General features: G+C 74.5%; 24 protein-coding genes. 13 read left to right on the plus strand and 11 right to left on the minus strand.

Annotated features, from left to right (window positions below):
• Positions 1 to 42 precede the first annotated feature (42 nt).
• The 4 genes from ABD993_RS24040 to ABD993_RS24055 all read left to right on the plus strand — a co-directional run bounded on the left by ABD993_RS24040 (position 43) and on the right by ABD993_RS24055 (position 3,597).
• Positions 43 to 1,182: an FAD-dependent oxidoreductase gene (locus ABD993_RS24040; protein WP_345422705.1), complete on the plus strand. Its 1,140-nt coding sequence runs from the start codon at positions 43 to 45 to the stop codon at positions 1,180 to 1,182.
• Positions 1,183 to 1,222: 40 nt separating this feature from the next.
• Positions 1,223 to 1,822 (plus strand): DUF4253 domain-containing protein, encoded by a 600-nt coding sequence (locus tag ABD993_RS24045; RefSeq protein ID WP_345422707.1) that lies wholly within the window; start codon positions 1,223 to 1,225, stop codon positions 1,820 to 1,822.
• Positions 1,823 to 1,872: 50 nt separating this feature from the next.
• On the plus strand, positions 1,873 to 2,355 hold the full coding sequence (locus tag ABD993_RS24050) for a peroxiredoxin (RefSeq protein ID WP_345422710.1): 483 nt from the start codon (positions 1,873 to 1,875) through the stop codon (positions 2,353 to 2,355).
• A 267-nt stretch (positions 2,356 to 2,622) separates the two neighbouring features.
• Positions 2,623 to 3,597, plus strand: a complete 975-nt coding sequence (locus ABD993_RS24055) for a zinc-binding dehydrogenase (protein WP_345422713.1) — start codon at positions 2,623 to 2,625, stop codon at positions 3,595 to 3,597.
• Positions 3,598 to 3,643: 46 nt separating this feature from the next.
• Here ABD993_RS24055 and ABD993_RS24060 read toward each other — a convergent pair whose 3' ends face one another.
• The gene (locus ABD993_RS24060; protein WP_345422716.1) at positions 3,644 to 5,599 is read right to left on the minus strand and encodes a M13 family metallopeptidase; all 1,956 of its coding nucleotides are present in this window, start codon (positions 5,597 to 5,599) and stop codon (positions 3,644 to 3,646) included.
• Positions 5,600 to 5,612: 13 nt separating this feature from the next.
• On the minus strand, positions 5,613 to 6,443 hold the full coding sequence (locus ABD993_RS24065) for an LLM class flavin-dependent oxidoreductase (protein WP_345422719.1): 831 nt from the start codon (positions 6,441 to 6,443) through the stop codon (positions 5,613 to 5,615).
• A gap of 270 nt (positions 6,444 to 6,713) precedes the next feature.
• Between ABD993_RS24065 and ABD993_RS24070 the strand changes: the two genes are divergently transcribed.
• The 8 genes from ABD993_RS24070 to ABD993_RS24105 all read left to right on the plus strand — a co-directional run bounded on the left by ABD993_RS24070 (position 6,714) and on the right by ABD993_RS24105 (position 13,988).
• A complete protein-coding gene (locus ABD993_RS24070; protein WP_345422722.1) occupies positions 6,714 to 7,598 on the plus strand; it encodes a TauD/TfdA dioxygenase family protein in 885 nt (294 codons plus the stop codon).
• A 21-nt stretch (positions 7,599 to 7,619) separates the two neighbouring features.
• Positions 7,620 to 8,567: an NADP-dependent oxidoreductase gene (locus ABD993_RS24075; protein ID WP_345422724.1), complete on the plus strand. Its 948-nt coding sequence runs from the start codon at positions 7,620 to 7,622 to the stop codon at positions 8,565 to 8,567.
• Positions 8,564 to 9,748 carry a CoA transferase gene (locus ABD993_RS24080; RefSeq protein WP_345422727.1) on the plus strand — a complete coding sequence of 395 codons (1,185 nt, stop codon included), beginning with the start codon at positions 8,564 to 8,566 and terminating at the stop codon, positions 9,746 to 9,748. Before ABD993_RS24075 ends, ABD993_RS24080 begins: the two co-directional genes overlap by 4 nt.
• A 259-nt stretch (positions 9,749 to 10,007) precedes the next feature.
• Positions 10,008 to 10,694, plus strand: coding sequence for a hypothetical protein (locus tag ABD993_RS24085; RefSeq protein WP_345422730.1), 687 nt, complete (start codon positions 10,008 to 10,010; stop codon positions 10,692 to 10,694).
• Positions 10,679 to 12,262 (plus strand): sensor histidine kinase, encoded by a 1,584-nt coding sequence (locus ABD993_RS24090; protein ID WP_345422733.1) that lies wholly within the window; start codon positions 10,679 to 10,681, stop codon positions 12,260 to 12,262. The genes ABD993_RS24085 and ABD993_RS24090 overlap by 16 nt, the downstream gene beginning before the upstream one ends.
• The gene (locus ABD993_RS24095) at positions 12,259 to 12,888 is read left to right on the plus strand and encodes a response regulator (RefSeq protein ID WP_345422736.1); all 630 of its coding nucleotides are present in this window, start codon (positions 12,259 to 12,261) and stop codon (positions 12,886 to 12,888) included. The genes ABD993_RS24090 and ABD993_RS24095 overlap by 4 nt, the downstream gene beginning before the upstream one ends.
• A gap of 108 nt (positions 12,889 to 12,996) precedes the next feature.
• On the plus strand, positions 12,997 to 13,554 hold the full coding sequence (locus ABD993_RS24100) for a hypothetical protein (protein WP_345422739.1): 558 nt from the start codon (positions 12,997 to 12,999) through the stop codon (positions 13,552 to 13,554).
• Positions 13,551 to 13,988, plus strand: a complete 438-nt coding sequence (locus tag ABD993_RS24105) for a hypothetical protein (RefSeq protein ID WP_345422742.1) — start codon at positions 13,551 to 13,553, stop codon at positions 13,986 to 13,988. The genes ABD993_RS24100 and ABD993_RS24105 overlap by 4 nt, the downstream gene beginning before the upstream one ends.
• On the opposite strand, the gene ABD993_RS24110 is transcribed toward ABD993_RS24105, so the two are convergent.
• The 5 genes from ABD993_RS24110 to ABD993_RS24130 are packed head-to-tail and all read right to left on the minus strand — an operon-like array spanning position 13,969 to position 20,114.
• Positions 13,969 to 15,303: an L-serine ammonia-lyase gene (locus tag ABD993_RS24110; protein WP_345422745.1), complete on the minus strand. Its 1,335-nt coding sequence runs from the start codon at positions 15,301 to 15,303 to the stop codon at positions 13,969 to 13,971. The genes ABD993_RS24105 and ABD993_RS24110 overlap by 20 nt on opposite strands.
• The gene (locus tag ABD993_RS24115) at positions 15,303 to 15,866 is read right to left on the minus strand and encodes a sarcosine oxidase subunit gamma (protein WP_345422748.1); all 564 of its coding nucleotides are present in this window, start codon (positions 15,864 to 15,866) and stop codon (positions 15,303 to 15,305) included. The genes ABD993_RS24110 and ABD993_RS24115 overlap by 1 nt, the downstream gene beginning before the upstream one ends.
• Positions 15,859 to 18,627 (minus strand): 2Fe-2S iron-sulfur cluster-binding protein, encoded by a 2,769-nt coding sequence (locus ABD993_RS24120; protein WP_345422751.1) that lies wholly within the window; start codon positions 18,625 to 18,627, stop codon positions 15,859 to 15,861. Before ABD993_RS24120 ends, ABD993_RS24115 begins: the two co-directional genes overlap by 8 nt.
• Positions 18,624 to 18,866, minus strand: a complete 243-nt coding sequence (locus ABD993_RS24125) for a sarcosine oxidase subunit delta (protein ID WP_345422754.1) — start codon at positions 18,864 to 18,866, stop codon at positions 18,624 to 18,626. Before ABD993_RS24125 ends, ABD993_RS24120 begins: the two co-directional genes overlap by 4 nt.
• Before the next feature lie 33 nt (positions 18,867 to 18,899).
• Entirely contained in the window at positions 18,900 to 20,114 is a 1,215-nt protein-coding gene (locus ABD993_RS24130; protein ID WP_345422757.1) for a sarcosine oxidase subunit beta family protein, read from the minus strand.
• A gap of 121 nt (positions 20,115 to 20,235) precedes the next feature.
• Between ABD993_RS24130 and ABD993_RS24135 the strand changes: the two genes are divergently transcribed.
• Positions 20,236 to 20,889 carry a GntR family transcriptional regulator gene (locus ABD993_RS24135; RefSeq protein ID WP_345422760.1) on the plus strand — a complete coding sequence of 218 codons (654 nt, stop codon included), beginning with the start codon at positions 20,236 to 20,238 and terminating at the stop codon, positions 20,887 to 20,889.
• A gap of 98 nt (positions 20,890 to 20,987) precedes the next feature.
• Here the strand turns inward: ABD993_RS24135 and ABD993_RS24140 are convergent, their stop codons facing one another.
• The 4 genes from ABD993_RS24140 to treS are packed head-to-tail and all read right to left on the minus strand — an operon-like array spanning position 20,988 to position 26,124.
• Entirely contained in the window at positions 20,988 to 22,976 is a 1,989-nt protein-coding gene (locus tag ABD993_RS24140) for a TPM domain-containing protein (RefSeq protein ID WP_345422763.1), read from the minus strand.
• Positions 22,977 to 23,027: 51 nt separating this feature from the next.
• Positions 23,028 to 23,489 (minus strand): HIT family protein, encoded by a 462-nt coding sequence (locus ABD993_RS24145; RefSeq protein ID WP_345422766.1) that lies wholly within the window; start codon positions 23,487 to 23,489, stop codon positions 23,028 to 23,030.
• Positions 23,490 to 23,500: 11 nt separating this feature from the next.
• Positions 23,501 to 23,917, minus strand: a complete 417-nt coding sequence (locus ABD993_RS24150) for an SRPBCC family protein (protein ID WP_345422768.1) — start codon at positions 23,915 to 23,917, stop codon at positions 23,501 to 23,503.
• The gene (gene treS / locus ABD993_RS24155; protein ID WP_345422771.1) at positions 23,914 to 26,124 is read right to left on the minus strand and encodes a maltose alpha-D-glucosyltransferase; all 2,211 of its coding nucleotides are present in this window, start codon (positions 26,122 to 26,124) and stop codon (positions 23,914 to 23,916) included. The genes ABD993_RS24150 and treS overlap by 4 nt, the downstream gene beginning before the upstream one ends.
• Between the last annotated feature and the right edge of the window lie 236 nt (positions 26,125 to 26,360).

Raw genomic sequence — 26,360 nt, forward strand, 5'->3', positions numbered from 1 at the left:
GTTGCATACGCCGTACACGTCCATCGTAACCGAGGTGTCGACATGGCTTCGTCCTCCTCCATCGCCGTCGTCGGTGGCGGGCTCAGCGGGTTGGTGCTGGCCCGGATCCTGCAGCGGCACGACATCGCCTGCACCGTCTACGAGCTCGACGACGGCCCCGCAGCCCGCGGGCAGGGCGGACTGCTCGACCTGCACGTCGAGTCCGGTCAGCGGGCGCTGCGCGAGGCGGGCCTGTACGAGGGTTTCCGCAACCTCACCCTGCCGCAGGCGGAGGCCGTCCGGATCATGGACAAGGCGGGGACGGTCTTCGTCGACCGGGCCGCCCCGGAGGTCACGGGGGACAGCGGCCGACCCGAGATCGACCGCGCCGACCTGCGCGCCCTGCTGCTGGGGTCGCTCGATCCCGGGCGGGTCGAGTGGGGGCACAGGCTCACCCGGGTCGGGCGTCGGGAGGACGGGCGGTTCGAGCTCGTCTTCGCCCACGGCGCCCGCCGGACCGCCGACCTGGTGATCGGGGCGGACGGCGCGTGGTCGCGGGTCCGCCCCCTGCTCTCGGACGCCTCCCCGCAGTACGCCGGGATCAGCTACTTCGATCTCCACGTCACCGATGCGCCGGCGACGGTGCCCGCCTCGGCCGCACTCGTCGGCACGGGAAGCGTGTTCGCCCTGTCGGACAACAAGAACCTGGGCGGGCACGGTGGCCGCGACCTCCATGTGGGGGCCATGCTGCGGGTGGCCGAGGACTGGCTCGACACCCGCGGCGTCGACTGGTCGGACCCGGCGGCCACCCGGACGGCCCTGCTGGCGGAGTTCGCCGACTGGACCCCGGCCCTGACCGACCTGATCCGCCACTGCGACGACGACATCGTGGCCCGCCGGATCCACGCCCTGCCCGCAGGCCACTCGTGGCCGCGGGTCCCGGGCGTGACGCTGGTCGGGGACGCCGCCCACCTGATGTCGCCCTTCGCGGGCGAGGGGGCCAACGCCGCGATGCTCGACGGCTGCGAGCTCGCCCTGGCCCTCGTCGCGCACGCCGAGGACGTCGAGGCCGCGCTGCGCGAGTACGAGGCGGGGATGTTCCCGCGCTCCGCCGACGCCGCGCGGATGTCCGCGCGGGGGCTGGACCTGTGCTTCGCCGACGACGCGCCGCGGGGGTTGGTCGAGTTCTTCGGCACCGTCTGACCAGGGGAACCGCGCGGGTGTCTGTTCCGTCCAACCCCGCATGACCGTCTCCCTCGCCCCGGCCTTCCGCTTCCACGATCCCGAGAACGCCCTCGCGTACGAACGCCTCCTGCGCGCCGCGCCCCGCACCGGGCGGTGCGGGGTCTGGCTCGCCGAGGGTGCGCTCGAGGGGAGCGGGCCGCCCGTCCCCGTCCCGCCCCTCGATCCCCTCGCGGTCCTGGAGGAGTGGTGGCCGGGTCCCGGGCTGTTCCCCGGCCTCGCGCCCGGTCGGCCGCCCCGGCGGGAGGAGGTCGTCGACGAGGCGGTCGCCTGGGCCGAGAACGACGCCGGGCGGGCCCGTCTCGTCGTCGGGGTCGGCCGCCGCCCGGCGGACCTCCTCGCGACCCTCGGCTGGGCCGGGGCGAGGCGGGACCTCGCGGGGCTGGTCACCGTGCTGCGGAACTGGGAGTCGCGGTTCGGAGCCCTGGTGGTGCGGATCGGGGTGGGCGATCTGGTGCTGACCGTCGCCGCCCCACCACGCACCGCGGCCGACGCGGACCGCGTCGCGGCCGAGCACGTGGCCCTGCTCCCCGGCCTCGACCGACGCGGGTATGCGGCCCGGCTGTCCGGTGCGCGGGTCTGGCGGCTGCGGTGGGGATGAGGGGCGGCTAGCGTGCGAGGCGATCACGTCACTTCGCGAAACGAGGACCCATGCCGCTCTCCGCCGGGGACAGCCTGCCCGACGTCACCCTCACCACCCTGCGCGACGGCGCCCCCACCCCGGTGCAGAGCGCCGACGTGCTGGGCAAGGGCACCGTGGTGCTCTTCGGGGTACCCGGGGCCTTCACTCCCGGCTGTTCGGAGCGCCACTTCCCGACCTACACGCTGCGCGCGGACGAGCTCAAGGCCAAGGGCGTCGACACCGTCGCCTGCGTGTCGGTCAACGACGCGTTCGTGATGGGCGCTTGGGGCGACGCGCTCGGCTCCGGCGACATCCTCATGCTGGGGGACGGCAACGGCGACCTCGCCGAGGCCATGGACCTGGTCCTCGACGGCACCGGGATGGGCCTGGGTCTCCGCAACCAGCGCTACGCCGCGGTGCTCAAGGACGGCGTCGTCGAGAACCTGTGGGTCGAGGCGTCCCCGGGCGACGTGACCGTCTCCTCCGCCGAAGAGGTGCTCAAGAACCTCTGAGGTTCTCCCGTGCGGACGGAGCCGATCGGCCGTCGGCTCCGTCCACCCGGGCATGACCCCTCTCACCGACACCGCCGCCACCGGGGCGGGGCGCGGCACCCGCCGGCCAGGCATGATCCACAGTCGGGGAGCGGAGCGGTCGGGAATCGACCGCGTGGCTCCCGGAGTGTGGATCTCGGGGCGATGCGGCGCGTCGGCAGGCGCGTGAGGCCTCGCCGGGGGTGTCCGGGGTGGGAGGGGGAGCCCGCGTCGGTCAGAGTGGTGACCATGCTGCGCGTGCTGTGTACCGAGTTCGGGGATCCGGAGCTGCTCTCGACGGTCGAGGAGCCGGATCCGACCCCGGGGCCGGGTGAGGTGCTCGTCGGGGTCGAGGCGGCGGGGGTCAGCTTCGTCGACGGGCTGATCGTGCAGGGCCGCTACCAGGTCAGGCCGCCGCTGCCCTTCACCCCGGGGGCGGCCGTCGCGGGCACGGTCCTGGCGGTCGGCGACGGGGTGGACCCGAGCCGGGTCGGCGGTGCGGTCGTCGGGTCGATCATGGGCTACGGCGGCTACACCACCCACGCCGTGCTGCCCGCGGTCTCGGCGGTGCCGCTGCCCGAGGGCGTCAGCCCGGCGATCGCGGCCTCGGCGCTGGAGGGGTACTCGACGTTGGTCTTCGCGGTGACCCACCGGGTCGTCGTCGAGAAGGACGAGTGGGTCGTGGTCCTCGGGGCGGGCGGCGGGATCGGGCTGGCCGCGGTGGACGTCGCGCACGGGCTCGGTGCCCGCGTGCTGGCCGTCGCGTCGTCGGCCGGGAAGCGGGCGGCGGCGCTCGCCGCAGGCGCCACCGCGGCGATCGACTACACCGACCTCAAGGACGGCATCCGCGCGGCGACGGACGGCGGCGCGGACGTCGTGATCGACCCCGTCGGCGGCCCCGCGGCCGAGTCCTCGCTGCGGGCGCTGCGGGCGGGCGGGCGGTTCTGCGTGGTCGGGTTCGCGTCGGGGGAGATCCCGCGGCTGCCCGCGAACATCGTGCTGCTGCGCAACCGGACGGTCGTCGGCGTGGACTGGGGCGACTGGGCGCGGGAGGTCGCGGGGCCTGCGGGCAACGCGGCCCTGCTCGCGGACGTCGTCGGGCGGGTCGGGCGGGGTGAGATCCACCCGCCGGTGCCCGTCGAGGCCCCGCTCGCCGACGCCGCCGCGGTCCTGCGCCGCTACGCCGAGCGCACCGCGGTCGGCAAGTACGTCCTGGTCCCGTGAGGTCCTGCGCGGTCAGTGGTGCTCCGGCACCACCGACCGCGCACGGTCACCAGATGCGGACCCGCTCCGACGGCGGGGTGTACAGCGCGTCCTGCTCCTGCACGTCGAACGCCTCGTGGAAGGCGTCCAGGTTGGTCACCACCGCGTTGCAGCGCAGGTCGGGCGGCGAGTGCGGGTCCACCGCGAGCCTGCGGATCGCCTCCGCGTCCCGGGTCGCCGCCCGCCACACCTGCGCCCAGCCGATCAGCACCCGCTGTAGGCCGGTGAAGCCGTCGATGACCGGCGGCTCCGTGCCCTCCACCGCGATCCGGTACGCCTTGATCGCGATGGTCAGCCCGCCCAGGTCGCCGATGTTCTCGCCGACGGTGAGCGCCCCGTTGACCTTGTGCTCGGGCAGCCCGGCGGGGGAGAGCCCCGAGTACTGGTCGATCAGCGCCTTGCTCCGCTGGTCGAACTCCGCGCGGTCCGCGGCCTCCCACCAGTCGGTCATGTTGCCGTCGCCGTCGTAGCGCGAGCCCTGGTCGTCGAAGCCGTGGCCGATCTCGTGACCGATGACCGCGCCGATGCCGCCGTAGTTGGCCGCGTCGTCCGCCTCCGGGTCGAAGAACGGGGGTTGCAGGATGGCCGCCGGGAAGACGATCTCGTTCATCCGCGGGTGGTAGTAGGCGTTGACCGTCTGCGGGGTCATCAGCCACTCGTCCTTGTCGACGGGCCCGCCGATCCGCGCGAGGTCGTAGTCGAAGTCCCACTCGGCCGCGCGGAGCATGTTGCCCAGCAGGTCGTCCGAGGAGACGACCAACGACGAGTAGTCCTTCCACTTGTCCGGGTAGCCGATCTTCGGCCGGAACTTGCCCAGCTTCTCCAGCGCCCGCTCCCGGGTCGCGGGCGACATCCAGTCCAGGGTGGAGATCGACTGCCGGTACGCCTCGACGAGGTTCGCGACGAGCTCGACCATCCGCTCCTTGGACGACGCGGGGAAGTGCCGCTCGACGTAGAGCTTCCCGACGGCCTCCCCGACCGCCCCCTCCACCACGGACACCCCGCGCTTCCAGCGCTCGCGCAGGGCCGGGGTGCCGGAGAGCGTGCGGCCGTAGAAGTCGAAGTCCTCGTCCACGACCGCGTCGGACAGGTAGTCCGCGCACGCCGACGCGACCCGGATCGACAGCCAGGCCTTCCAGTCCTCCAGCGGGACCTCCGCCCACAGCTCCGCCGCCTTGACCAGGAAGGACGGCTGCCGCACGACGACCTCGTCGAACGACCCGTCCGGCGCCTGCAGCGCGGCGTACCAGGACGCCCAGTCGAACTCGGGGGCGTTCGCCTGCACCGCGGGCCAGGTCATCAGCGTGTAGGTCTTCTCGGCGTCCCGGTTGGTCACCCGGTCCCAGGAGACCGCGGCGAGCCGGGTCTCCAGGTCCATCACGGTGGCCGAGACGTCCTCCAGCCCGACGAGCCCGGCCAGCTTCGCCAGGTGCGTCACGTACGCCGCGCGGATCTCCGCGTACTGCTCCTCGCGGTAGTACGACTCGTCCGGCAGGCCGAGCCCGGCCTGCGACAGGTGCACGAGATACCGCGAGGAGTCCTTGGCGTCCGTGCCCACGAACGCGCCGAACAGGGCGGCTCGCCCCTGTCGCTGCCTGCGGCCGAGCACGCCGGCCAGCGCGGCCTTGTCGGGAGCCTCCGCGATCTCCGCGAGCAGCGGCTGCAGCGGCGCGGTGCCCAGCTCCTCGATGCGGGCGGTGTCCATGAACGAGGCGTAGAGGTCCGCGACCTGGCGTGCCTCGGAGCCCCCGTCGGGAGACGCCCCCTCGATGATCGCGCGCACGTCCTCCTCGGCACGGTCGCGCAGGTCGCGGAACGCGCCGTCCTGTGCCCGGTCGTCCGGGATCTCGTGGCCTGCCAGCCACGTGCCGTTGACGTGGGTGAACAGGTCGTCCTGCGGGCGGGTCCCGGTGTCGACCCAACGGAGGTCCAGGCCGCTGGGGCGCTGCTCGGTGTTCGTCACCGGCCCATCCTGCCTAACGGACCCGGACACCCGCCACGTGTCCGGCGGAGCTGGCCCTCGACGCGGTGAGGTACCGCTCACGTGCCTCGAGCGCGACCGCGAGCGTCCGGCGGTGCGTGGCCAGGTCGGTCCGCGTGGGCTGGGTCTGCACGACCAGGGTGGTCGCCCAGGTCAGCGCCGGATCGGCGCGCAGCCGGGCGGAGACCTCCTCGGCGGGCTCACCCGCCCGGATCAGCCGGGACACCGCGACGCGGGGCTCGGCGGCCGTGCGCGCCCAGTACCGCTCGAGATCGTTCGCGGCCCCCTGCGGCCGCCCGGAGAGCACCCCGATCCCGCGGGCCGCGGCGGCGTCGATACCCCGTGCCGACCCCGTCGCCCACCACATCCGGTCCAGCAGCCCGGGAGCGTCCGGGACCAGCGTGATGCCGCCCAGGATCGCCCGGAGCCGGTCCACGCCCTCGAGGCACTCGGCGTGCCTGCGCTCGTGGTTCCGCCCGAACAGCGCCGACGCCGCGGGGTCCGACCCGGCTCCGACACCCAGCGCGACCCGTTCCCCGGACAGCGTGTCCAGCACCGCGGCGTCCTCGGCGACCCGGCGCGGGTCCTCCAGCGTCACGGCGACGACGCCGACCCCGAGCGTGATCCGCTGGGTCGCCTGGGCCACGGCCGCGAGCAGCACGAACGGCGACGGGAGGAGCCCCTGCGCCTCGCTGTTGTGGTGCTGGGCGACCCAGAAGGAGTCGAACCCCGCGGCCTCGGCGGCGACGGCCAGCGCCACGGTGTCGCGATAGGCGTCGCGCGGGGAGCCCAGCCCGCCGACGTGCGTGAGGTAGCCGAGCTCCATGCACGGACAGTACTGAGCCACCGACGCTGAGTAGTCGACGGGGCTCGTGACGGCGGCCACTCTTGCAGGCCCGGCCACGGAGGACGACGATCCACGACGTGGACCTCCGGCTCGTCGCGCGACTGCACGTCGACCTGTGCCGGACTCACGGCTCCCTGTGTCCGGCGGACGTCGACCTGATCTGGACGGGATCCGCGGTGCGCAACTGGTTCGGTTGAGGCCGCGGCGCTCCGCTCCCTCACCCGACCACCCCAGCACAGGAGTCCTCCCGTGTCGCTTCGCGCCGTCCCCCTGAACCTCGAACCCCTCGGCCCGCGCCTCGGCGCGATCGTCCACGACGTCGACCTCGCCACCGCCACCGACGCGCAGGTCGCGGCGATTCGGGCCCAGCTCACCGAGCGGAAGGTGCTCTTCTTCCGCGGCCAGCACGACCTGGACCCCACCGGCCAGGTCCGGCTGGGCAACCGGATCGGGGAGCTCACCGCGTCGCACCCGGTGGTGCCGGGCATCGACGAGGAGCACACCGAGATCTACGCCCTGGACTCCGCGGACAACGGCTTCTCGGACGTCTGGCACACCGACGTCACCTTCATGAAGCGCCCGCCGCTGGGCTCGATCCTGCGCGCGGTCACCCTGCCGCCGTCCGGCGGCGACACGAACTGGGCGGACCTGGAGCTGGCCTACGAGTCGCTCTCCCCGGCCGTGCAGCGTCTGGCGGACGAGCTGGACGCGGTGCACGACGGCAACCGCGAGTTCGGCTACTACCTCGCGCAGCGGCGGCAGGGCCGGGGCAGCGTGTGGGAGGGCGAGACCGTCACGAGCCTGGAGCCGGTCGTGCACCCGGTGGTGCGCGTGCACCCCGAGACGGGGCGGCGGTCGCTGTTCGTCAACCCCGGTTTCACCGAGCGGATCCAGGGCGTGTCGGAGGCGGAGAGCCGCCACCTGCTGGACCTGTTCCACGCCCACATCACCAAGCCCGAGCACATCGTCCGGCACCGCTGGGCGGAGGGCGACGTCGCCATGTGGGACAACCGCGCCACGGTCCACTACGCCAACCGCGACTACGGGGACGCGCGCCGGGTCATGCACCGCGTCACGCTGCGCGGGGACGCCCCCGTCGGGGTGGAGGTCCTGGCGGAGCAGCAGGCCGGCTGAGCCCACCGTAGGGTCGGGGTCATGCGTGCCGTCGGGGTGAACGAGTGGGGTGGGCCCGAGGCCCTCGAGATCGTCGAGGTGCCCGAGCCGCACGCGGGGCCGGGGCAGGTCCGGGTCCGGGTGCGGGCGGCCGCGGTCAACCCCACGGACACGGGCGTGCGCGACGGATCGCGCGCCGAGCAGCAGCGCAAGGACCCGCCGCCGTACGTCCCCGGGATGGACGCGGCGGGGATCGTGGACGAGCTGGGTGAGGGCGCGGGCGGCGGGCTCGCGCTCGGCGACGCGGTGATGGCGATCGTGGTGCCGGACGGCACCCACGGTGCCTACTCCGAGCTCGTCGTCGTGCCCGCGGGATCGGTGGTCCCCGCGCCCGCGGGCGCCGACCACGTCCACGCCGCGACCCTGCCGATGAACGGGCTCACCGCGCGTCGCGCGCTGGACCTGCTCGATCCCGCCCCCGGCTCGACGATCGGCGTGACCGGGGCCGCGGGGGCGTTCGGCGGCTACGTGGTCCAGCTCGCCGCCGCGGCCGGGCTCCGCGTGGTCGCGGACGCCTCCGAAGCGGACGAGGCGCTGGTCAAGGGGCTGGGCGCGGACGTCGTCGTGCGCCGGGGGGACGGGGTGGCCCAGCGCATGCTGGAGGCCGCGGGCCCCGTCGACGTGCTCGCGGACGGCTCGCTGCAGGGGGACGAGCTGATCCCCGCCGTGCGGGACGGCGGTCGCATCGCGACGGTCCGCGGCTACGAGGGCCCACCCGAGCGCGGCATCAGCTGGCACCCGGTGCGGGTGCGCGAGATCGCCGAGGACCGCGAGCGGCTGGACGCGCTGCGCGTGCTCGCCGAGTCCGGCGCGGTCACGCTGCGGGTCGCCGACACCTACCCGGCCGAGCGCGCCGCCGAGGCCCACACCCGCCTCGAGGCCGGCGGCACCCGTGGCCGGCTGGTGCTGACCTGGGAGGACGAGCGATGAGTCGGCCGCTGGAGGGTCTGCAGGTCGTCGAGTGCGCCAGTTTCGTCGCCGGGCCGACGGGCGGGATGACCCTCGCCCAGCTCGGCGCCTCGGTGATCCGGATCGACCCGCTCGGCGGCGGCTCGGACCACCTGCGCTGGCCGGTCGACCGGGCGGGGGAGTCCTTCTACTGGGCCTCGCTGAACAAGGGCAAGCGCTCGGTCGCCGTGGACATGCGGTCGGACGAGGGCCGCGAGCTGGTGGTCTCGCTCGTCGCCGCGGCGGGGGTGCTGGTGGACAACGTCGTCGGGCGGCGGTGGATGTCCCACGAGGCGCTGACTGCGCGGCGCGCGGACCTGATCCACGTGCGCGTGCAGGGGTATCCGGACGGCCGCCCCGCCGTGGACTACACGGTCAACGCCGAGGTCGGGATCCCGCAGATCACCGGTACCGAGGAGACCGCGGCACCGGTCAACCACGTGCTGCCCGCGTGGGACCTGGTCACCGGCCTGTCCGTCTCCACCGCGGTGCTCGCCGCGCTGTACTCCCGGGCGTCGACGGGGAGGGGGACGTTCGTCGAGCTGGCGCTGTCGGACGTCGCGCTGGCCGGGGTCGCCAACCTGGGCTGGCTGTCCGAGGCGGCCGAGCGGGGCACCGAACGTCCGCGGCACGGCAACCACGTCTACGGCTCGTTCGGCGTGGACTTCGCCTGCTCGGACGGGCAACGGGTCATGGTCGTGGCGCTCACCCCCGGGCAGTGGTCGGCGCTGACGTCGGTGACCGGCACCAACGAGGTGTTCGCCGCGCTGGAGCAGGCGCTGTCCGCCGACCTCACCGAGGAGGCGGAGCGGTACCGGCTGCGGGACACGATCGCCGCGGTCCTCAAGCCGTGGTTCCTCGCCCGGGACTCCAAGACCGTCTCCGACGAGCTGGACGCGGCGCGGGTGCTCTGGGGCCGCTACCAGGGGATGACGGACGTCGTGACGGCCCACCGGACCGGCGCCCACCCCGTCCTGGCCGACCTCACGCTCCAGGACGGCACGAGCGGCATCACCGCGCGCTCGCCGATCCGCTTCGACGGCGAGCACGGGGACGCGGGTGCGACCCCGATCCTGGGCCGGGAGACCGACGAGGTGCTCACGGAGGTCCTCGGCCTGTCCGACCGCGAGCTGGCGGGCCTGCACGACCGCGGGGTCGTCTAGTCGACCGGGTGCCGGTCCCGGCGATCTCCCGCTGCGGGCGCTGCGGCTGTCCAAGTCCGGCGCGGTCCCGTTTCGCCGACACCTCGCTCGCGGGTGATCGCCGTGGACTCCCACGAGTTCCCTCGACCGGATCGACGAGGCCTACGACGTCTTCGGCAGCGCCGCCGCCCACGAGGCGCTGACGGTGGTCATCCGCCGCTGACGTACTGCTGGACGCCCCCTCCCGCTCAGTGAAGGTGGGCGGGAGAGGGGACGCGAGATGGGGCGGACGGCGGTCGTGCTGGTGGGCGTCGTCCTCGCGGCGGGCGCCGGGTACGTCACCTGGTGGTCGCAGACCCCGGGTGACTGCGCCGTGCTCACCCCCGACGCCACCGTCTGGCAGGTCGACGGCCTGCATCCCGACCTGCGCGGACCGTGCGCCGCGCTGCGCCCCGGCGACGTCATCGTGGGTGCGCGGCCGGTGCTCGGGGGGACCGAGTACGTCCTGGCGGGCGGGCGCACGGCCGTCGAGCCCGCGGGGTCTCCCCGGATCGGTCCCGCGCTGGCGGCGGGCTGGTCGATCCCGGTGTTCACCCTCGCGCTGGCCGCCCTGGCGGGGTACGCGTGGGTGCGCCGCCGGACCGATCCGGCCGTCCGGGCCGCGGCAGTGCTGGCCGCGGCGTTGACGGCCAGCTCGGCGGCCACCCTCCTCGGGCTGCCCGCGGCGGTCCAGGGGTGGCCGCGCGGGCTCTTCCTCGGGCTGGTCATCGGGGCCTACACGCTGGCGTGGGGGGCGCTGGTGCTCTTCACCCTGATCTTCCCCGCACCCGAGCGACGGGTGCGGGCGGGCCCGGTGCTCGCGGCGCCGCTGGTGCTGTTGGCCGGTGCGGCCCTGCTGGTCCCGGGGCCCCTCGGCTCGCCCGGCTGGATCGGGGGGGGGGGGTGGTCGTGGTGCAGACGGCGGTGACCGTCGCCGCGCTCGGCGGGTCGCTGATCATCGGGATCCGGCGGTTCCGAGCGGCAGGCGTCGCGGGCGACGCGACCACCCGGCAGCAGCTGCGCTGGGTCGGCGCGGGCGGGCTCTCGTCCGGGGCGCTGACGCTCGGTCTGTTCCTGGTCCCCGCGCTGTTCGGGGCGCCGCTGCTGCCGCCGGGGTGGATCGGGCTGCCCGGCCTGCTCTCCGTCGCGGCGCTCACGGTCGCCCTGCTGCGGCTGCGGCTGTTCGACCTGGACCGGGTGGCGGGCCGCAGCGTGGTCTACGCGGTGCTCACGGCCGCGGTCGTGCTGCTGTACCTCGGCGTGACGACGGCGCTGGCCGCCCTGCTCGGCGCAGGCCCGGCCGCGCTGGTCGGCGTCCTGGCCGTGGCGCTCGCGTTGAACCCGCTGCGGGTGCGGCTACAGCGCACGGTGAACCACCTGCTCTACGGCGACCGGGACGACCCCTACGCCGTGCTGCGCGGTCTGGGCACCCGGCTGGCGGCCACGATCCGGCCCGCCGACGTGCTGCCCGCCGCGGCCGACGACCTCGCCGGGGCCCTGCGGGTGCCGTATGTCGCGGTCGTGCTGCCGGGGGAGGAGCCGGTGGTCGCCGGGCGGGACCCGGGGTACGGGACGCACCGCGAGCCCGTCGTGCATCGGGGGGAGGAGATCGCCGCGCTGCTGGTCGCCCCGCGCGGCGCCGACGAGCGGCTCGGGCCCGCCGACCTGCGGCTGGTCGAGGACCTCGCCCGCCAGCTCGGCCCGGCCGTGCGGGTCGTGCGGCTCGACCTGGACCTGCGCCGCTCCCGCGAGGCGCTGGTGCTGGCCCGCGAGGAGGAGCGCCGCAGGCTGCGCCGCACCCTGCACGACGAGCTCGGCCCCTCCGTCGCGGCCCTCGCCCTCCGCGCCGAGACGGCCCGGAGGATGCTCACCACGGGAGTCCCGGACGTCGCCGACCCGACCGAGCGGTCCGCACCGACCGCGGCCACGGGGCCGACCGTGCCGACGGCGCCGACCGCGGGGGCTGCGGTCGACGCGGCGGTCCTCCGGGACAGGGTCGCGGTCGCCGATGCCGAGCTGCTGGCCCTCCGGCGGGACGCGACCGCCGCGGCCGCGGGGCTGCGGCGGCTGGCCTACGACCTGCGCCCGCCCGCGCTCGACGCGTCCGGCCTGCTCGCGGCGCTGCGGGAGCCGCGGCACGGGATCGCGGTGGAGGTCACCGGCGAGGTGCCCGCGCTGCCCGCCGCGGTCGAGGTCGCGGCCTTCCGCATCGCCGTCGAGGCGATCTCGAACGCCGCGCGGCACTCCGGCGCCGAACGGTGCACCGTGGACCTGAGGGTTCGCGACGCCGCGCTGTGGATCACGGTGACCGACTCCGGCGTGGGATGGCCCCGCGGGGTGCGCGCCGGCGTCGGGCTCGTCGGGCTGGGCGAGCGGGCCGCGGAGCTGGGCGGGGAGGTCGAGCTCGACGCCCCGCCCGGCGGCGGAGCGAGGCTGGTCGCCCGGCTGCCGCTCCGCGACGCCGAGGTCACCGCCGAGGTCGGGGCGACCGGATGACGCTCCGCGTGGTGCTCGTCGACGACCACCCCCTCTTCCGCGACGGGGTCGCGGGGCTGCTGCGCGCGACGGGGCACGAGGTGGTGGGGGTCGGGGGGACCGGGGCGGAGGCCGTCGCGCTGGCCGCCGACCTGCGCCCGGACGTCCTGGTCCTCGACCTGCACATGCCCGGCGGCGGCGGGGTCGAGGCCACCCGTCGGATCCGCGCGGCCGATCCGGGCGCCCGGATCCTCGTGCTCACGATGGACGACGCCGACGCCCGGGTCGTGGACGCCGTCCGCGCCGGTGCCCGCGGCTACCTGCTCAAGGAGAGCGAGCCGGACGAGCTGCTCCATGCCGTCGCGGCGGTCGCCCGCGGGGAGGCGGTCTTCGGCAGCGCCCTGGCCGACCGGCTCGCGAGCTGGCTCGCGGCGGGCCGCGCGGAGCCCTTCGCCGGCTTCACCGCCCGCGAGCGGGAGGTGCTGGACCTCGTGGCCCGCGGGCTCGGCAACGCCGCCATCGCCGAACGGCTGGGCCTCGCGCCCAAGACGGTTCGCAACCTGGTGTCCGCGGTGCTGGTGAAGCTGCAGGTCACGGACCGGTCCGCCGCGATCGTCAAGGCGCGGGAGGCCGGCCTCGGGTCGTGACCGCTCCGGTTCTCGGCGATCACCGGTCAGCGTCCCGATGGCGTCGGGACGGCTGCCCCTGGCCGCCCGGGACGCCCGGCGCGGACCCTGCCCGCCATGGACACACACATGACGACGGGAACGACCACCGCACCGGCCACGAGACCGTGGGGGATGTCGTGCCTGGTCGGGGCAGTGCTCGCGATCGGGGTCGGGATGGAGCGGCTGGCGAACCCGGTGGAACCCGGGCAGCCGGGCTTCACCTGGGTCGGGCTCGCGCTGGGGCTGGGGTGGCTGCTCCTGGCGGCGGGACCGGTGGGTCTACAGCTCGCGGGCGCGGTCGGCAGGCGCGCGACGTGGGCGACGGCGGTGGGAGTGCTCGGCGCCCTGGGGGTGGTGCTGGGCAACGTCGTGTCCGTGGTGGTCCGCCGGGATGCCGAGGCCTTCTACATCGCCGGGACGTTCCTGCTCTTCGGCTGGGCCGTGACCGCGGCGGTCCTCGCGCTGCGGACGAAGGCGTGGGCCCGGCCGTGGCGGGGCCTGCCGCTGCTGATCGTGCTCGTCATGGCGGCGACGGTGCCCTTCTTCGGCACGGCCGGGCCGGTCACCGACATCCTGCTCGCCGTGATGCTGGTGCCCTACGGCCTGCTGGGCGTGGCCCTGCTCCGCGACCGGAGCGCGCCGTGAACGGCCCCCCACCGACCCGCGAGGCTCACTCCCGGCCCCTCCGGGGGCCCGGCTCGCCCGCCCGCAGCCGTGCCGACCTCGCGATCGCGTTGCCGACCGCACTGGTCGGACTCACCGCCGCGGTACCCGCGGTGATGCACCTCGTGGCGGTCACGGTCGTCGCCGTCACGCAGCGCGGCGGGTACGACGCCCGCCTGGCCGAGCTCCTGGTGATCGGCACGACGGTGCTGGTGATCGGCCTGGTCGTCCTCGGTGCCGTGCCCGCGCTCCTGAGGGGTGAGCGCCGGGTCCTGCGCCGCGCCGCCCTCGCCTCCGGCCTGTACGGGCTGATCGGGATCCTCATGGTCCCCGTCGACCCGCCCTTCGCGGGCGCCATCGCGATCTTCGGCGGCTACGCGCTCGTGGCCTGGCGACTCAGCACTCGACGACGGTGAGGGCCAGGCCGCCCCGGCTGGTCTCCTTGTACTTCGTCTTCATGTCCGCACCGGTGATCCGCATGGTCCGGATGGCCTTGTCGAGGCTGACGTGGTGCGTCCCGTCGCCCCGCACCGCCATCCGGGCCGCGGTGATCGCCGTCGTCGAGGCCACGGCGTTGCGTTCGATGCACGGGATCTGGACGAGCCCGCCGATCGGGTCGCAGGTCAGGCCGAGGTTGTGTTCGATCCCGATCTCCGCGGCGTTCTCCACCTGCTCCGGGGTGCCGCCCATGACCTCCGCGAGCCCGGCGGCGGCCATCGAGCAGGCCGACCCGACCTCGCCCTGGCAGCCGACCTCGGCGCCGGAGATCGAGGCGTTCTCCTTGAACAGGCTGCCGACGGCGGCGGCGGTGAGCAGGAAGCGGACGACGCCGTCGTCGTCGGCGCCCCGGCAGAACCGCCGGTAGTAGTGCAGCACCGCGGGGACGATCCCGGCGGCGCCGTTCGTGGGGGCGGTGACGATCCGCCCGCCCGCCGCGTTCTCCTCGTTGACGGCGAGCGCGAACAGGGTCACCCACTCCGCGGGATCGGCCTGCTCCGCCTCCAGCGCCTCGCGCATGGCCGCCGCCCGCCGTCGCACGTGCAGGCCGCCCGGCAGGACCCCGCCCGTGTGGGACCCGCGCTCCACGCACTCCTGCATGACCGCCCACAGGGCGAGCAACCCGGCGCGGACCTCGGCCTCCGGACGCCGGGCGCACTCGTTCGCGAGCACCAGGTCGCTGATGCGCAGCCCGGTCTCGCGGCACCGCGCGAGCAGCTCGGCGCCGGTGGAGAAGGGGTGCGGGACCTCCACCGCCGGGGGCCGCCACGGGGTGCCGTCGACCACGAACCCGCCGCCCACCGAGAAGTACTCGGCGGTGAGCAGGGCGGTGCCGGTCGCGTCGGCGGCACGGAAGCGCATCCCGTTGGGGTGGAAGGGGAGGGTGCGGCGCCGGTGCAGCACCACGTCCCCGCAGGCGAAGCCGATCTCCCGCCTGCCGGCGAGCCGGAGCCTGCCGGTGGCCCGGACGTCCTCCACGGTGGACGACCGCGGGTCGACGGTCTCCGGCTCCTCGCCCGCCAGCCCACGCACGACCGCCCCGACGCTCCCGTGCCCCTTCCCGGTCGCTCCGAGCGAGCCGAACAGCTCGGCCCGCACGTGCGCGACCCGCTCCAACAACTCCTCGCGCGCCAGCCGCCCGACGAACAGGTGCGCGGCCCGCATCGGCCCCACCGTGTGCGAGCTCGACGGCCCGATCCCCACGCTGAACAGGTCGAACGCGGAGACGGTCATCAGGTGTCCTCGACCGTGCTGTACTCCTGCGCGGCGTCGATCAGCCACTCCGCCAGATAGGCGGCGAACGAGGACCGGACGAGGACCCGATAGTCGTTCTCCCCCAGCGCCAGGAGCACGACGTTCGCCTGCCCCAGCATCGTGACCGCAGCCGAGCCGGTGCCGAACGACCGGGGGTGCAGGTCGATCGCGCACCCGGTCTCCAGGACGTCCCGGGCGTGGGCGCCGCGCAGGCGGATCGTGGTCCGCTGCGCCGAGACGTCCGTGCCGCCGCTCCGCTCGCACAGCTCGGCGGGGGAGAGGAAGGGGCTGGTCAGGAGGACCTCGTCGGGGCCCAGCCACACGGCGTCCACCCGGTCGCCCTGCGTCCACGCGTTCGGGCCGGGTGCGGGGGCGAGCCCGCGCAGCGCGGCCGGGTCCGGGGGGAGCGCGGGGCCTGCCGCGAGGCGGACCGCGACCATCGCGTGGAAGGGCTCGGACAACAGGGTCACCGAGTCCGGCAGGGCGGCGAACCGGCCCGCCCAGCCGTCGAGCGCCCCCGTGCGGGTGAGCAGGTCAGCCATCGCGGCGGGTCCCCTCGGGATCGAACAGCACGGAACCGGTGACCTCGCAGGCGACCAGGTCGCCGCCCACCGGGACGGTCAGGCGCTCGCCGATCCGCGCGTGCCCGCCCTCGACCAGCGCCAACGCGAAGGTACGGCCGAGCGCGGCACTGCGGTAGCTCGACGTCACGTGGCCCAGCATCGGCACCGGGGGCGGGGGCAGCTCGTCGGTCAGCTCCACGATCTGGGAGCCCTCCGGGAGCCTGTAGGACGGGTCCTCCGGCAGCAGCCCGACGAGCTGCTTGCGCAGCGGGTCCAGGTTGGACAGTCGGGTGAACGACCGCTTGCCGAGGAAGTCGGCCTTCCTCCTCGACACCGCCCAACCCAGCCCGAGGTCCTGCGGGGTGACCGTGCCGTCGGTGTCCTGCCCGATGATCGGGTAGCCCTTCTCGGCGCGCAGGACGTGCATCGTCTCGGTGCCGTAGGGCGTGATCCCGTACGGCGCACCGAGCTCCAGCAACCGCGCCCAGACGGCGGGGGCGTGCCACCCGTCGACGCTCACCTCCCACGCCAGCTCGCCGGAGAAGCTGATCCGGGCCAGCCGGACCGGGACGCCGTCGACCTCGGTGTCGGTATAGGTCATGAAGGGGAAGGCCTCGTTCGACACGTCCACGTGCGGCGCGAACGCCCCGATGACGTCCCGGCTCCGCGGCCCGACCACGGGGAACACGGCCCACTGCTCGGTCACCGAGGTCAGCGTGACGCGCAGGTGCGGCCACTCCGTCTGCAGCCACTCCTCCATGTGGTCGAGGATCGGGGCCGCGCCGCCGGTGGTGGTGTACACGAGGAAGCGCTCGGGGGCGAGGCGCAGGACCGTGCCGTCGTCGATCACCATGCCGTCCAGCCCGCACATCACGCCGTAGCGGACCCGGCCGGGCCTCAGGCTCGACATCAGGTTGGTGTAGATCATGTCGAGGAACGCGCCCGCGTCCGGGCCGCGGACGTCGATCTTGCCGAGGGTGGAGCCGTCCAGGATGCCGACGGACGTGCGCACGGCCGCGCACTCGCGCAGCACGGCGGTGTCCCTGTCCTCGATGAACCCGGTCTCGCCGGGCTGCGGGTAGTAACGCGGTCGCCTCCACTGCCCGACGTCCTCGAACACCGCTCCGCGCGCGACGTGCCAGGCGTGCAGCATCGTGGTCCGCTCGGGATCGAACAGCCTGCCCCGCTCGCGCCCGGCCAGTGCGGCGAAGGCGACCGGGGTGTACGGCGGGCGGAACGTGGTGGTGCCCAGGTCCGCGACCGGGACGCCCAGGAGCTCGGCGGTGATGCCGGTGGTGATCACCCCGGACGTCTTGCCCTGGTCGTGCGCGGTGCCGATCGTGGTGTAGCGCTTGACGTGCTCGACGCTGCGCATCCCCGCACCCACGGCCCGCGCGACGTCCGCGACCGTCGAGTCCCGCTGGAGGTCGACGAACTGCGTCGCCGGGTCGCCCTCGGTCCGCCAGAGGACGAGGTTCGTGCGGGGCAGCGGCTCCGGGGTCTCGCCCTTCCCCTCGGCCAGGCAGCCCGCGAGGTCGAACGTCCCGTTGGCCGCCCCGACGACGGTGGTGTGCGCGACGGGCCCACCCGGCCGGAAGGCACCCAGCTCGGCGTCGTAGGCGAGGGTGCCGCGGACGTGGGAGAAGAGGTGGGCGGTGGGGTTCCAGCCGCCGGAGAGCAGCAGGAGGTCGCAGGCCGGCTCCCCCCGGTCGGTCAGCGCGTGGGAGACCGTCCCGTCGGGACCGCCCCGGGTACCGGTCACGGTCGCGCCCGCGCGGAGGGTGACCCCGGTGGCGAGGCACCGCTGCACCGCCCGCTCCGCTGCGGGTGAGGGGCGGGCGTCGAGGAGGGTGACCTCCGCGCCCGCCTCCGCCAGGTCCGCGGCGGCGGCGTAGGCGGCGTCGTCGCTGGTGAAGACCACGACCCTGCGGCCCGCGAGCACGCCGTGGCGGTGCAGCAGGTCCCGGGCGGAGGCGGCGAGCATGATCCCCGGGCGGTCGTTGTCCGACACCACGATCGGCCGCTCGTGCGCCCCCGTCGCGACGACGACGTGGCCGGCCCGGATCCGCCAGACCCGTTGCCGGGACAGGCTCTCCGGAGGGGACTCCAGGTGGTCGGTGCGACGCTCCAGGGCCAGGACGAACCCGTCGTCGTAGTGGCCGAAGGCGGTGGTGCGGGACAGGACCCGCACGTCCGGGTTCGCCCTCAGCTCGGCGAGGGTGTCCGCGACGAACTCGAACGCCCAGCGCCCGCAGATCCGCTCGGTGCCCAGCAGCGACCCGCCCGCGGCGGGCCGGTCGTCCACCAGGACCACGCGGTCCCCGCGGCGGGCGGCGGTGCGGGCGGCGAGCAGCCCGGCGGGCCCCGCGCCGACGACGAGGGTCTCGCAGTGGGCGTACCGGCGGTCGTAGCGCGCGGTGTCCGCAACCTCGGCGAGCCGCCCGCGCCCTGCGATCGAGCGGGCCACCAGCCCGTCGACCAGCTCGATCGTGGTCGCGAGCAGCATCGGCTCGGGGAAGGGCTCCTCGACCTGGACGAGCCCGGTGGGGTCCTCGCTCCAGGCGGCGGTGATCCCGCGGGGGCGGTCGAACGTCACGCTGCGCGCGATCACGCGCACCCCGTTGGCCAGCAGGGCAGAGGCCAGGGTGTCCCCGGGGTGCCCGGTGTACTCGCGGCCGTCGAAGGTGAAGCGCAGGACCCGCGAGCGGTCGATGCGCCCGTACCCGTCGACGCGGCTCACGACGAGAACCGGTACGTCACGGTGTCGCGGACGGCGGTGAACCAGCGGCGGCACCCCGCCGAGTGCGACCACCGCTCGCTCAGCAGGCCCTTGGGGTTGGCGCGCACGAACACGAAGCGCCCCCACTCCTCGTCGGACAGGGCGGCCGGGTCGGCGGGGTACGCGACCCCGGCCTGGCCGCCGTAGTGGAACTCGACCTCCTCGCGGGGGCCGCAGTGCGGACACTCGATGAGCTGCATGACTCTCCTGGTGCGCGGTTCCAGTGCGCGGTTCTAATGCGCGACGGCGGCGGCGCCGTGCTCGTCGACGAGGGCGCCGGTGGTGAACCGGTCGAGGGCGAAGGGGGCGACGAACTCGTGCGGGCGGCCGTTCGCCACGGTGTCCGCCAGGCACCATCCGATGCCGGGGGTGGCCTTGAACCCGCCTGTGCCCCAGCCACAGTTGAGGTAGACGTTGGAGTAGGGCGTGTGCCCGACGATCGGCGAGGCGTCCGGGGTGACGTCCACGATCCCGCCCCACGTCCGCAGCAGGTGCGCTCGCGCGAACACCGGGAACAGCTCCACCGCCGCGGCCATCTGCCGCTCGATGATGTGGAAGGCGCCGCGCTGGCCGTAGCCGGTGTAGGAGTCCACGCCCGCGCCCATGACCAGCTCGCCCTTGTGCGCCTGCGAGACGTACACGTGCACGGCGTTGGACATGACGATCGTGGGGTGGACCGGCTCCAGCAGCTCGCTGACCAGCGCCTGGAGCGGGTGCGACTGCAGCGGCGCCGGGACACCCAGCATGTCCAGCAGCACGGACGTGTGCCCGGCGGCGCACAACGCGACCGTGCCGCAGGCGATGTCCCCCCGCGTGGTGCGCACCCCGGTGACGCGGTCCCCGTCGGTCCGGAAGCCGACGACCTCGCAGTCCTGGATGAGGTCGATCCCGGCCTCGTCCGCGCGGCGGGCCAGGCCCCAGGCCACGTAGTCGTGCTTCGCGATCCCGGCGCGGGGCTGGTGGGTCGCGCCGTGCACCGGGTAGCGGATGTCGGCGGAGACGTTGACGATCGGGCAGATCTCGGCGACCTCGTCCGGGCCCAGCCACTCGGCGTCGATCCCGTTGAGCCGGTTGGCCTCCACCCGCCGGACGGAGTCGCGGACGTCCTGCTCGGTGTGGGCCAGGTTCAGCACGCCGCGCTGGGAGAACAGGATCGGGTAGCCGAGGTCCTCCTCCAGGCCCTCCCACAGCTTCAGGGCGTGCTCGTAGATCGCCGCGGACTCGTCCCACAGGTAGTTGGAGCGGATCAGCGTGGTGTTGCGGGCCATGTTCCCGCCCGCCAGCCAACCCTTCTCCAGGACCGCCACGTTCGTGATGCCGTGGTTCCTCGCGAGGTAGTGCGCGGTGGCCAGCCCGTGCCCGCCGCCGCCCACGATCACCACGTCGTAGGACTTCCGCGGTTCCGGCGTGCGCCAGAGGAAGTCGGGGTGCTCGGGCAGGGGCTCCACGTCAGATCTCCGCGTGGCGAGGGGCATGACGCGCTCCTGGTCGACGACTAGGCGTGGACTGGTATATCAGTCATCGGGTACGGTAGGCGCCGGATCGTCCGCGGGTCAAGGGGAGCAGAGCGTGAGCATCGCAGCCGTCGCGGTGGGGGAGTCGCTGGCCGACCGCGCCTACGCCGTGATCCGGGACCGGCTCGTCATGCTGGAGATCCGTCCGGGCGACCCGCTCAACGACGACCGGCTCGCCGCCGAGCTCGGCACCGGGCGCACACCGGTGCGGGAGGCGTTGAAGCGGCTCGAGGGGGACCGCCTCGTCGTGGCCTACCCGCGGCGGGGGACGTTCGCCACTGCCGTCGACATCACGGACCTGGCGCACCTGTCCGAGGTGCGGCTCGCGCTGGAGCCGGTGGCCGCGCGGTCCGCGGCCCGGGACGCGGGGAACGCCGACCGGGCCGTGCTGGCCGGGCTCGCGGAGCGGATCGCCGCGCTCGACCCCGGGGGTGCCCCCCGCGAGCTGCTGCGGGCGGACGTCGAGGTGCACCGTGCCCTCTACCGCGCCACCGGCAACCCGCACCTCGAGGACGTCTGCGTCCGGCTGGACAACCTCGCCACCCGGATCTGGGTGCTGTTCCTCGATCGCCTGCCCGCCCTCCCCGGCCACGTCCACGAGCACGCCGCCCTGCTCGACGCCGTCGTGGCGGGCGAGGAGGAGAGGGCCGCGGAGCTGGCGAAGGCGCACGTCGAAGGCTTCGAGCGGTCCATCCGCGCCCTGCTCTGACGGCAGGAGTGTGCTCTCAGCGCGCCCGCCGCAGCGCCGAGCGCATGCCACCGCCGATCATGCAGCGCTGAGCGCACGAAACGTGCCCTCAGCGCGGGTCAGAAGCGACCGCCGCCGCCTCGGCGACCGCGGCTCGCGGAGCCGCCGAAGCTGCCGGGGGAGCGGCCGCCACCGAAACCCCCGCCGCCCCGTGATCCGCCGCGGTAGCCGCCGCCGCGCATCGCCTCGTTGAGGATGCCGCCGAGCACGAGGCTGCCCAAGTCGACGCCGACGTTCCCGCCCCGGCCGCCACCGCCGCCCCCGGACCACTGGTTCACGTCCGATCGGGCCAGGTCGAGGGCCTGGTTCGCCATCGCCTCGGCCTGCTGCGCCTCCCGCAGCGCGACGACCGGGTCGCCGCCCGCCGTCGCCGCCGCCAGGTGCCGCTGGGCCTCGGCCAGCCGGGTGCGTGCCTGCGTGCCGACCGCGCCGCGACGGGTCGCCACGAAGTCCGCCGCCGCGGACACCGCCGCCCGGGCCGGGATGAGCGCCTGGTCCAGTGCCGCCGCGGCCCGTCGGGCGCGCTCCGCCGCCTCGCGGGCGTCCGCGATGGCCTGGTCCAGGGCGACGCTCGCCTCCTCCAGCAGGTGCAGCGCGGCCAGCGGATCGGGCAGCCGCCCGCCGGTACCCCCGTCGCCTGCACCACTGCCGCCGCCCGACCCCGCCGCCGCCTCGTCCGACGCGCCCAGCGACGCCCGTGCCCGGGCGACGACGGCCTGGTCCACGCCCGGCAGCGCGGCGGCCTCGGCGACGTCCTGCTCGACCTCGGCGCGGGCGCCCGCGAGCCGTCCCGCGGCCTCGACCAGCGCGGACTCGTGGCGGCCGATCCCGTCGAGCAGGGTCTCGGCCTGGGTGAGCGCGTCCTCGGCGGCGCGGCCGTCGACCACCGCGTACGCGGGCTTCGACGCGCCCAGCTGGGTGCGGGCCTCGCCGATCTCCTTGTCCGCCGCGGCCAGCAGGGCCTGGACCTGGGCGAGGTTGTCCGCGACCGGGGCGAGCGCAGGCCCGGCGTACCGGCCGGTCAGGGCCTCCCACGCGGCCTCGACCTCGGGGACCCGGGCGGTGAGGCCGAAGTGTCGCGAGGCGAGCCCGTCGACGTACCCGGCTGCGTCGGTCTCCAGCGCGCGTAGCCGGTCGAACGCCTCAACCTGGGCGTCCAACCGGTCGTCCGCCTGCGCGGCGAGCCGGATGATCTCCGCGTGCATGGCCCGCTGCTCGGGCTCGGTCTCGGGGACCTCGTCGTCCAGCTTCTGCCGGATCTCGAACGCGGCCACCATGTCCGCGCGGGACTGGGCCAGCGCCGCGGCGAAGGGCGCCACCGCCTCCTCGCCGAAGTGCCCGCGGGCCGCCGCGAGCTCCTGCTCGGAGGTGCCGACGGCGTTGTCCACGTCCAGCAGCGCCTGGCTGGAGCGGAAGCCCAGGTCCTCGGTGGACTCGCCGGGGAACGGATCGACCGGCTCGGGTGCCGGGGCCTCCGCCGGTGCGGCGGTCCTCCGGCGGCGCCGCGACACCAGGTACGCCCCACCGCCGACGACGACCGCGCCACCGACCACATAGGGCACGACGCTCCCGGAGCCGCCACCGGATCCCCCGGAGCGCAGCCCGTCCGCGAGGGCCACCGCGGCGCCCACCCAGTCCGACTGCGCGAGCCGCGGCTGCACGTCGTTCGACTCGATCGAGTCGGTGGCGGACTGCGACAGGGGGAAGTCCTGGTCGAAGGACGTGCCGTACACCCGGTCGCCGGTCGCCACGGCGAACAGCACCTGGGTGCGGCCGAGCTGCGAGGCCTGCGCGGTGGCCTCCGCCCACGCGGCGCCGTCCCGCCCGTCGAACGAGTCGACGTAGACGACGTAGAGGTCCCAGCCCTTCTCGCTGCGCAGCTGCGCCACGGCCCGCTCCACCTGCGACCGCCCGGCCTGGTCCAGCACCCCCGCGCGGTCGGTGATCCGGTCCGCGACGCGGAAGGGGGCGTCGGCCGCGGCGGTGCCCGCGAGGAGCAGCAGGGGCAGCACGAGGAGGGCGGCGAGAGCGGCGAGCCTGCGAGTCACCCGCTCATCTTGGCCTGTCCGCGCGCGGTCGCGTCACCCGCCGCCCGAGGGTCAGGCGCCCCCGATGACCAGCGCCCGCAGCTCGAGCGCGATCCGCTCCCGCAGCTCCTCGTGTGCCGGGCCCGCCAGCCACCGGTCCTCACGCAGGTCCGGGTAGCGCCAGACCGGCATCGAGCGGTACTCGTCCGGCTCCCAGACGTAGCGGGGGTGGACGTGTCCGTGCAGGTGGGGCCAGCTGTTGCCGAGGATCTCGTAGTTCAGCCTGCGGAAGGCCGCATCCCCCCGCAGCGCGGTGAACACCGCCTGGCCGAGCAGCGCGAGGTCCTCCAGGAACGCCGTGCGCTCCGGCGGTTCGAGGTCGGTGAGGTGCTCGGCCTCCCCGCGATGGATCAGCAGGCAGTAGCCGGGGAGCTTCTGGTGGTCGCCGAACACCGCGAACCCGGACGCGGTCTCGGCGAGCAGGTTCTCCGGTTTCTCGCCGCCGCGCAGGGCGGCCAGCCTGCCGTCGCTCATGGGGCGTGAGGCTATTCGGGTCCCGCGGTGCCCGCACCACCGAGCAGCCGGGCGAGGGTCTCCAGGTCCCTCCGTACCGCCGCGACGTCCCGGGCGAGGTCGTCCGCACTCATGTCCGGCCGCTGCCGCACCGTGAACAGCACGTCGCAGCCCTCCTCGTTGGGCAGGATGCGGATCGGGTTCGTGACCACCTCGCCGCTGGGCAAGGTGACGTCGTGGTCGGCGATGCCGTGCTCGTTGCGCGGGACGAAGGACAGCGACACCTCGCCCATCGGGGAGTCGGTGACCCACCGCCCCTCGCGCAGCGAGACCGTCGCCCCCGCGAGGCCCGCGGCCCACTTCGGCAGGTTCGTGGGGTCGGTGACGAAGGCGTAGACGTCGGCGGCGGGCACGGCGATCTGCACCGCGACGTGGACGCTGGGGATCACGGGAGCTCCAACAACAGCGAGTGGCCCTGGTGGGGCTCCAGCTCGACGATGAAGGCCCGCAGGTCGTCCACCACACCCACCTCCTTCTCCGTGAACATGTCGATCACCCGCGAGCCGGGCACCAGGTGCTCCGACCGCACGGTGCCGGTGACGGCCTCGGCGGCGAAGTTCAGCACGGTGACGTGCTGGGCTCCCGAGTCCAGCACGTGGACCATCACCAGCATGCCCCGGTGCGAGACGTCCGGGACGTCGATCTGGCGGCTCGTGGCGATCTGGTGCCGGGACCGGACGGCGAGGATCGCCTGGAGCTGGCGCAGGAAGCTGCGCTCGTCGGTGAGCTGCTCGGGCAGCGGGCCGTACAGTGACCGGCCGCGGGGCATTCCCGCGCTGGACTTCACGGCGTTCGGCGCGACCCCCATCAGGTCGTGCGCGGCCCGGGAGATCCAGCGGGTGTCGCCCTCGCCGATGAGCTCGGCGACCTCGTCCGCGGGCAGGGTGAGCATGCCGGTGAGGTCCCAGCCGGACAGCGCGAACACCCCGGGCTGCAGGGCGTTGAACATGGCGAGCAGCAGGTGCACCCGCATGATCTCGGGGACGTGTGCCTCGGTGATCGCGTCCAGCGAGCGCAGGCCGAGCGTCGCGGCGATGACGGTCGCGGTGGTGCAGGCGATCCCGTTGGTGGTGAAGACCTTGTTGTAGTCGACCCCGACGAGGGTCTCGGACAGGTCCGCCCGGATCCGCTCGGCGAGGGCCTCGCCGGTGATCTCCTCGCCCGCGAAGGAGTACACGTCGTCCCGATGGCCGGTCGCCCAGTGCACCAGCTCGTAGGTCAGCTCGTCGTGGTTCTGCAGGGCGTGCACCAGCCCGGCCGGGTCCACCCCGAGCTCCAGCGAGGTGCGCAGGGTGAGCCGGAGGAACTCGGTGTCCCCGGTGACCAGCGCGTGCTGGTAGGCGGGCCGGTTGACGAAGTCGTAGGACAGGTCGGCGCCCGCGGCGGCGGTCGCGCGGATGTCGTCGATCGTGAGGTTCAGCTCCTGGAAGGTGAAGCCGCCGATCTTGCGGACCATCGAGCCGATCAGGTGGTTGGCCGCGGCGGACAGCGGGTGCCCCTCCGACCAGGCCGGGAGCCCCTCCGCGGACTTCTCGACGCCCAGGAACCCGTTGGCGTCCAACCGGAGCGCCCCGGAGCCGAGGTCGGCCATGGAGTGCAGCGCGTCCCCGATGACCAGCCGCATCCCGGCGAAGCTCGGGTCCAGCCAGTTGATCGAGGGCTGGCCGTCTTTGAAGTAGTGCAGGTAGACCCAGCGCCGCGAGACGCCGTCCACGCCGACGACCGGCTTGGTCGCGCTCCAGTTCGTCTCCTTGACGCCCTCGGCGTAGAAGATGACCCGCTGCAGCCGCCCGATGATGTAGCCGGCCTTCTCCAGCGCCTCCTCGGTGGCGGCGTCGAGGTTGACCGAGTCCCTGCCGCCGGGGACGTCCGGCAGCAGCGTCCAGTCCTCCTCGTCGATCTCCACCATGTGGTAGATCCCGGGGTAGTCCGCGTACTTCATCTCGGCGAGCCGGAAGTCCGCGCCCTTGCCGGTGTGGCCGGGGACGATGTCGTCGATGATCGTGCCGCCGGACCAGGTGGCCATCCCGCACATCGCGCGGAACTCCGCCTCGGTGCCGAAGGCCGGGTCGATCTCGGTGGAGATCCGGTCGAAGTGCCCGTCGACGGAGCTGGTGGACTGCCAGCCCGAGATGCCGCCCGCGCGCTTGACCGGTCCGGTGTGGACGGCCTCGATCCCGACGGACGAGAAGACGTTCCACAGCTCCTCGTCGCCCAGCGCGGCGAGGAACGACTCACCGGGCCGGGTGATGAAGGAGATCGGGTAGGCGGTGAACCACACCGACGCCGTCTCGACCGCCTGGCGCGGCCCGGGGTCGGCGAACGGGTTCTGCCACATGGTGCCCTGGCCGGAGAACTGCCGGGCGATCTCGTTGGCGTCCGCCAGCATCGACTGGCTGAGCAGCCAGGACACGTACGCCGGGTTCTCACCGGTCGCGGCCCCGTCCTTCGCCACCGACCGCCGGACGACCGGGGACTTGGCCCGCGCGCGGTGGCGCAGGGTGCGGGGTCGCGCGGGGTGCAGGTGCTCCGCATAGGTGATCTCGCTCGGCTCGTGGGACTGCTGCCCCTCCGCCTGCTCCCGCTCGTCTGACATCCACGCTCCGTGCTCGACGCGACCGAAGTTCCGACCCGGAGGAGGGTGTACCACCCACTCCGCGGGGGAAACGACGGTGACGCGCCCGCGATGCGCCCGCCCCGCCGTGATCGCACGCCGAGCGGTGGAGTCGCCGCCGAGCGCACGTGTCGCGCACCCGGCGCGGCATGATCACCGATGAGGTGCGCTCAGGGGCGTCCGGACCGCGGCGAGCGCTCGGAGCCCCCGATCGCCGA

Origin of the sequence: Pseudonocardia xishanensis (assembly GCF_039541715.1) — a bacterium.
GTDB lineage: Bacteria > Actinomycetota > Actinomycetes > Mycobacteriales > Pseudonocardiaceae > Pseudonocardia > Pseudonocardia xishanensis.

Coding starts and splice junctions, on each gene's coding strand:
- ABD993_RS24040 (WP_345422705.1), top strand. CDS start 43: ATGGCTTCGTCCTCCTCCATCGCCGTCGTCGGTGGCGGGCTCAGCGGG.
- ABD993_RS24045 (WP_345422707.1), top strand. CDS start 1,223: ATGACCGTCTCCCTCGCCCCGGCCTTCCGCTTCCACGATCCCGAGAAC.
- ABD993_RS24050 (WP_345422710.1), top strand. CDS start 1,873: ATGCCGCTCTCCGCCGGGGACAGCCTGCCCGACGTCACCCTCACCACC.
- ABD993_RS24055 (WP_345422713.1), top strand. CDS start 2,623: ATGCTGCGCGTGCTGTGTACCGAGTTCGGGGATCCGGAGCTGCTCTCG.
- ABD993_RS24065 (WP_345422719.1), bottom strand. CDS start 6,443: ATGGAGCTCGGCTACCTCACGCACGTCGGCGGGCTGGGCTCCCCGCGC.
- ABD993_RS24075 (WP_345422724.1), top strand. CDS start 7,620: ATGCGTGCCGTCGGGGTGAACGAGTGGGGTGGGCCCGAGGCCCTCGAG.
- ABD993_RS24080 (WP_345422727.1), top strand. CDS start 8,564: ATGAGTCGGCCGCTGGAGGGTCTGCAGGTCGTCGAGTGCGCCAGTTTC.
- ABD993_RS24085 (WP_345422730.1), top strand. CDS start 10,008: ATGGGGCGGACGGCGGTCGTGCTGGTGGGCGTCGTCCTCGCGGCGGGC.
- ABD993_RS24095 (WP_345422736.1), top strand. CDS start 12,259: ATGACGCTCCGCGTGGTGCTCGTCGACGACCACCCCCTCTTCCGCGAC.
- ABD993_RS24100 (WP_345422739.1), top strand. CDS start 12,997: ATGACGACGGGAACGACCACCGCACCGGCCACGAGACCGTGGGGGATG.
- ABD993_RS24110 (WP_345422745.1), bottom strand. CDS start 15,303: ATGACCGTCTCCGCGTTCGACCTGTTCAGCGTGGGGATCGGGCCGTCG.
- ABD993_RS24115 (WP_345422748.1), bottom strand. CDS start 15,866: ATGGCTGACCTGCTCACCCGCACGGGGGCGCTCGACGGCTGGGCGGGC.
- ABD993_RS24125 (WP_345422754.1), bottom strand. CDS start 18,866: ATGCAGCTCATCGAGTGTCCGCACTGCGGCCCCCGCGAGGAGGTCGAG.
- ABD993_RS24145 (WP_345422766.1), bottom strand. CDS start 23,489: ATGAGCGACGGCAGGCTGGCCGCCCTGCGCGGCGGCGAGAAACCGGAG.
- treS (WP_345422771.1), bottom strand. CDS start 26,124: ATGTCAGACGAGCGGGAGCAGGCGGAGGGGCAGCAGTCCCACGAGCCG.